The organism is Xenorhabdus sp. PB30.3 (assembly GCF_963895965.1).
Classification (GTDB): domain Bacteria; phylum Pseudomonadota; class Gammaproteobacteria; order Enterobacterales; family Enterobacteriaceae; genus Xenorhabdus; species Xenorhabdus stockiae.
In genome coordinates, this window is the sequence record NZ_CAWQMW010000054.1 from 1 (window position 1) to 5,084 (window position 5,084).

The following is a 5,084-nucleotide window of genomic DNA, read 5'->3' on the forward strand; positions in this document are numbered from 1 at the left end:
GTATATGTGGCAACTGCTCAGTAATGTGAAAAAATTCTTGAAAAAATCTGCAAATAGATTCTTTCAGATAAAGTAAATCGAGTGTCCCACTATTATGAAAAGTTATTTAGCGTCAGAAAGACCAGCTCAATGAAGTTAAGCTCATAATATGGGAGCTAATTGGGGATTATCAGGCCGGATGATGATAAAAATCCGGAATATCACAAAAATATTTCCGGCTTTTAAAATATAAATTGAAAGAATTATATTTAGGCTAATAATCTAATTTTAAAAAAGACAATATACTCTATATTAATAAAACAATCTCAATGTTAAACTTTATTCATCTTCTCCTATAGCAAATTCAATAGCATGTTTTACACGATAGAATTCTTTATTACACTCTGTAAACTCAGGGCAATTTATTACTTCATTCAATTTATTTTCTCCTAAAATTTCTTTAATATCAGAAAGCATAAATGCTAAATCAGCTACGTGATCATTACAAGAATCTATCAAATCAGCTGATAAATAATGATTTTTCAAATAAGAAATTGCTCTTTCCGGAGCAGAGTTTAATAAAATTTCAAACGCTTTTAAATGATATACTTTCAACTTAAGTAAATCTTCTAAATTATTCAAAAAAACATCATCCAATTCAAAATATTCCGAATCTGACAGTTGACTGATACTTTTTTTAATGCACTGTAGCTTTTTATAAAACTGTCCAATACAGCAGGGAAATTATTTTTCATTTTCCTATGTTCAATAATACCTTCAAAATAAACGTCATATTTTATTTACCAATCCACATTCAAAAATATGGGTAGTGCCCTTCATACTATCATCCCTGAATAGGGAATGATTAATCAATTTTAATTTAATTCCAAAAGGATATTTCAGGACTCTGTTATTCAATCTGTTGACACTAATTTTTATGATTATAAATCAATTGATTAACAAGATATTTTTACATTTAAAATAAAAATTCACACAAACAAGATGATGAGATAAAGGAAGAAAAACAAATCTTGGTTTCCTGCGTCCTAAATAGTTTTTCAAAATGATAGGAGTACTCCTTACCCCGCGTGACACATGGGTTAAGGAACACAGTATGCTGATACTCTCACTATTATGAAAAGGTATATAGATATGTCTGTCACACAGGGGAAGATTAACCTCCAACTACGTCAAATAGCAGGAAACGATAAAATAAATCATCGGTAACTTTATTTGACCGATGATTTATTAAATAAAGTACTACAAAAAGACTGAATAAGATTTTTCAGTTTTATTTATTACTACTTTTTATATACTATCGATATATACTCTGGCTTTTCCTCTGGTATATTTCGATACAACCTTTTTTCATCATCTCGCCACCAATATTCTTTATATTCTTCCGGCTGTTTATATTCATATATCGCTATAACTCCTAGCAATCCACAAGGCGTATTCCCAATAAAATCCCAGCCATTTCTCTCTGCACAATAAGCCTGTAATTCTTTATCGTACCAAACTCTATATCCTTTTTTATCAAGAATATTAAGCGCTGTATTATAAACATTTGTATATTCCGATAATGCTGGCATAATTCCCCCTACTATTTTTTTAAAGTCTTAATTACTTCGAAAGGTATTTCACCTTTAAACAAGACTTCCTCGGCTATCTTTGTATTCTTTCTAGCCTCGAAACTGCCCGCTCTCATCACTGCTTGCATTACATTATTATGATCTATATAGCTAACCCGAATTCTGGATAATAAATTGACAAGAGGCCTGTTCCAGGAGCAAAGTTTTGGTGAAAGCCGAAAACCACTCCAGAGAGGAACAGGCCATGAACAAGTTAGTTGAAATTTTCTGCGATGTCGACGACTTTTGTCGCCTTTTCATCCCCCAGTGGGCGCAGTTTTGTCTCGATAATGGATATTCCTGATAGTGACTACACCAGAACCATCAAGCAACAGTACCAACGCCAGCAAAACCAGCTCAGTGAGATTAAACTGCGGATGCGGGAACTGATTGGGGATTATAAAATAGGATAACTATTTCTTATTTTAACTAAAAATAACGCTAGCAATGATGCCAGCGTTATCAAATTTACCACAACAATATATTTCTGAATGAGTTATTTCTATAGCTCATTTTTAACCCATTCAGTGAGTTCCTTTTTAATAATGGACTCATTCAATGGTTTGTTCCAATTTAATATTTCTTTCTCATCATAGCCATCACTCAGAATAAATAAATATATTGTTAATTTTGGCTTTTGAAATATATTCTCATCAATACAATATCTGATTGCATTCAAACACGCTTTAATAACATCATCTCTACCATCATCTTCTTCAAATTCATCACTCATAGAAAAAGCCATCATCTGTGACGACACAGAAGCAAAAGCAGTGTTTTTGTACAGATACTCATCATCACCTTCAGAAATAGTTTCACTAAACCATTCTGCTGGACTGTACTTGTACGTTAGAGGATATTCATCATCTTTTACTGACTCAAAGTGCATATTTGTATTAAATAGTAAAGAAAGAGACATAAAACTTTCATCTGTGTATAAACAAAAAGAATTTATATCCTCCCAATAATCTTGCCCTTTTATATGCCTTACAGAATTAGAAATGCTGTCAATAATGTCTTTTTCTAGCTTTCGAAAATCCATAAATATACTCCGGCACTATAATATTTTATCTTTTGCGAACAATTCACCTAAATAGTTTTTCAAAATGATAGGAGTACTCCTTACCCCGCGTGACACATGGGTTAAGGAACACAGTATGCTGATACTCTCACTATTATGAAAAGGTATATAGTTCTGCCAAGGCATCTTTTATTGACCTACCCGAAGATACCGCCTCTTTTAATACATCATTAACTTTTTTCGCTGCTTCTACGCTATGGTTTTTGTTTGGTGCCCATACAAGGTTCTCAATTCCATATTTAGGATCAATTCCAGCTTCTCTCAAGATTCTCTGGCTATCTTTAATATATGGCTTAGCTGCGGCAGGGCCTTTTTGTGGAAGACTATATGGTGCGCATGCGATCTCCACATTCCTGTAGGTGAGGTTGTTCCTGTCAATTTAGTCAAATATTTCCCCCACGAACCACCTTTACTTTTGGATAATTTACCTGCTGATAACGCAGTATGTCATTGTTTTATAAATTCCTTATACCGTGCATATCTTTCAGGGCATGGAGCTAATCCTAACGGGTCAACCCATCCTGTAGGATTAGGCAGTTTCAGGCCGTGGAGCAGTTACCGGAGGAAGACAAGGAAGTGATTAAGAAGTTGCTGGATGCCTTTTTAATCAAGAAGCAGTTACAGGCACTGGCAAGGTAAAAATACCCCTTTGATTTAACGCAAAGTTAAAGTGCTACCAACACTTTAACTCTGCTCACCACAAGCAACTAATTAGGAGTTGAATGATGGCTAAGGCACATTCTAAGCAAAACCGGGCGGCAAATAAAGCTGCCAAAACAGAACGTTATTACACCGTGGGATACGTGCCGCAAAATGACAAGGCCAGTGCCCCGCCTGCGATCCATCTTAAAGGGCAATGGCTTAAGCAGGCCGGATTTGAGATTGGTAGCACCCTCACCGTCAAGATTATGGACGGCTGTCTGGTGCTTATTCCTGACAGCGACGACACCTGCACTATTAAGCAACAATACGCTCGTCAGCAAGACCAGCTCAGTGAAATTAAGCTGCGGATGCGAGAACTGATTGGGGATTATCAGGCGGGATGATAATAAAAAACCGGAAGTTCAATGGCATACTTCCGGTCTAATAATAAAAATAGTAAATGGGAACAGCTTATTTTAATTTAGTAATTCACTAAAATATTTCGCTTGATCTCATTTTCAATCATCGTCAATACCCAACAGTTCATAGAATTCCCGATAATCAACATCATCACTCGATATCCACGGTATATGTGAAGGCTTTTGCATCGGATTCTCAAGAAACTCCATAACAAGAATATGGGCTTCATTCAAATTGACACAACTACCTAATGGAACCAAGTTCTCATCATGTGCATCGATAAATTTATTAATTAGGTCAGGGTTAGCTAAAGCAAAATACCCATCCTTACCATTAATATTATATGACATCGAGACAGTTGAATTATCAAAACAATATATATACGCCAACTTGAAAAGGCCTTTATCAGGAGATTGATAACATATGTATCCTTCAGGTAATTGTTTCCACAAAGAAACATCCCCAGACAAAAATAATTTATCAAACTGCTCGATTGAGGGTGAATCATAAATCTGGCGGCTACCAGGGTATCTAATTTCAAATCCTTCCATCTTATTAATCTCTATTTTGCATGCAAAACTACTGAAGCACCATTTTTGGAGAATAGCTTCATTTGCTCAATGCCCATTTCTTTCATCAAGGCAGGTAAAAAACGTTCACAATGACCACAAGTCTGTCGATCAACATACATCGTGATTTCTTTTGGCATTACACCACCGGACTTTTCATAGGCTCGCATTAAGGCATGCCCTTCAGCATGGAAAGCTGAGGTTCCTTTCTCATCTTTAGATAAATAGTCAATCTTTTCATTCCATTTTTTACCTAATGCTTTATCCTTTTTTATCAATGTCCCAGAGTTTACACCAAATATCCGGCGGCCATTCATTTCAAAAAAGGCAACCGTCCCCATGTTATCTCCCGGAGTTGGTATATGACCCCCTAAAGGTTCCATCTTGTTTTTCGAGCGCCTGAAACGATCGACTATTTTCCATGGATCTTCACACCCAGCCAAACCCAGCGGATCAACCGCTTTGGTCGGGTTGCCAACATAAGCATACGGCTTTTCACCTCCAGCCAGACCAATCGGATCAGGCGTCAGATAACAACTGGCAACAGGCGAGTAATACCTGTGCCGATTGTAGACCAGCCCGCTCTCTTCATCCAGCCATTGACCGGCGAACTTCAGGCCCGGATTTAATTCGGGATTTTCCCCCAACACCCCTAGTACTACAGCCGTGATCCATATTGTGTCATGATGACTCTCTATCTTCCTAACACCAAGGGAGGTGTCCTATGGCCTCACCTGTCAATCTCTGGGAACAGGCGCTTCG

Annotated in this window: 7 protein-coding genes and 1 pseudogene; 2 read left to right on the top strand and 6 right to left on the bottom strand. The window is 36.7% G+C overall.

Translation table 11 applies throughout. The annotated features are described in order from the left end of the window. Positions 1 to 318: 318 nt before the first annotated feature. Both AACX38_RS04375 and AACX38_RS04380 read right to left on the bottom strand, forming a co-directional pair. Positions 319 to 621 carry a hypothetical protein gene (locus AACX38_RS04375; RefSeq protein ID WP_228865794.1) on the bottom strand — a complete coding sequence of 101 codons (303 nt, stop codon included), beginning with the start codon at positions 619 to 621 and terminating at the stop codon, positions 319 to 321. A 659-nt stretch (positions 622 to 1,280) separates the two neighbouring features. After that, a complete protein-coding gene (locus AACX38_RS04380; protein ID WP_228865795.1) occupies positions 1,281 to 1,571 on the bottom strand; it encodes a hypothetical protein in 291 nt (96 codons plus the stop codon). Between the two features lie 244 nt (positions 1,572 to 1,815). On the opposite strand from AACX38_RS04380, the pseudogene AACX38_RS04385 reads away from it, so the two are divergent. Beyond that, positions 1,816 to 1,908 (top strand): annotated as a pseudogene (locus AACX38_RS04385) (IS982 family transposase); the annotation flags it as partial. A gap of 204 nt (positions 1,909 to 2,112) precedes the next feature. On the opposite strand, the gene AACX38_RS04390 reads toward AACX38_RS04385, so the two are convergent. Both AACX38_RS04390 and AACX38_RS04395 read right to left on the bottom strand, forming a co-directional pair. Beyond that, positions 2,113 to 2,652 carry a DUF4303 domain-containing protein gene (locus AACX38_RS04390; RefSeq protein ID WP_228865796.1) on the bottom strand — a complete coding sequence of 180 codons (540 nt, stop codon included), beginning with the start codon at positions 2,650 to 2,652 and terminating at the stop codon, positions 2,113 to 2,115. A gap of 133 nt (positions 2,653 to 2,785) precedes the next feature. Then, positions 2,786 to 3,040, bottom strand: coding sequence for a hypothetical protein (locus AACX38_RS04395; RefSeq protein WP_228865797.1), 255 nt, complete (start codon positions 3,038 to 3,040; stop codon positions 2,786 to 2,788). Between the two features lie 376 nt (positions 3,041 to 3,416). Here AACX38_RS04395 and AACX38_RS04400 point away from each other — a divergent pair, with 376 nt between their 5' ends. Then, positions 3,417 to 3,737 (top strand): SymE family type I addiction module toxin, encoded by a 321-nt coding sequence (locus tag AACX38_RS04400; protein WP_228865798.1) that lies wholly within the window; start codon positions 3,417 to 3,419, stop codon positions 3,735 to 3,737. Positions 3,738 to 3,851: 114 nt separating this feature from the next. On the opposite strand, the gene AACX38_RS04405 is transcribed toward AACX38_RS04400, so the two are convergent. Both AACX38_RS04405 and AACX38_RS20725 read right to left on the bottom strand, forming a co-directional pair. Next, on the bottom strand, positions 3,852 to 4,304 hold the full coding sequence (locus AACX38_RS04405; protein ID WP_228865799.1) for a hypothetical protein: 453 nt from the start codon (positions 4,302 to 4,304) through the stop codon (positions 3,852 to 3,854). An 11-nt stretch (positions 4,305 to 4,315) separates the two neighbouring features. Beyond that, on the bottom strand, positions 4,316 to 4,969 hold the full coding sequence (locus AACX38_RS20725) for an RHS repeat-associated core domain-containing protein (protein ID WP_304957226.1): 654 nt from the start codon (positions 4,967 to 4,969) through the stop codon (positions 4,316 to 4,318). Positions 4,970 to 5,084 lie beyond the last annotated feature (115 nt).

Excerpts from the sequence above, each read along its gene's own strand:
- AACX38_RS04380 (WP_228865795.1), bottom strand. The coding sequence starts at position 1,571 with ATGCCAGCATTATCGGAATATACAAATGTTTATAATACAGCGCTTAAT.
- AACX38_RS04390 (WP_228865796.1), bottom strand. The coding sequence starts at position 2,652 with ATGGATTTTCGAAAGCTAGAAAAAGACATTATTGACAGCATTTCTAAT.
- AACX38_RS04400 (WP_228865798.1), top strand. The coding sequence starts at position 3,417 with ATGGCTAAGGCACATTCTAAGCAAAACCGGGCGGCAAATAAAGCTGCC.
- AACX38_RS04405 (WP_228865799.1), bottom strand. The coding sequence starts at position 4,304 with ATGGAAGGATTTGAAATTAGATACCCTGGTAGCCGCCAGATTTATGAT.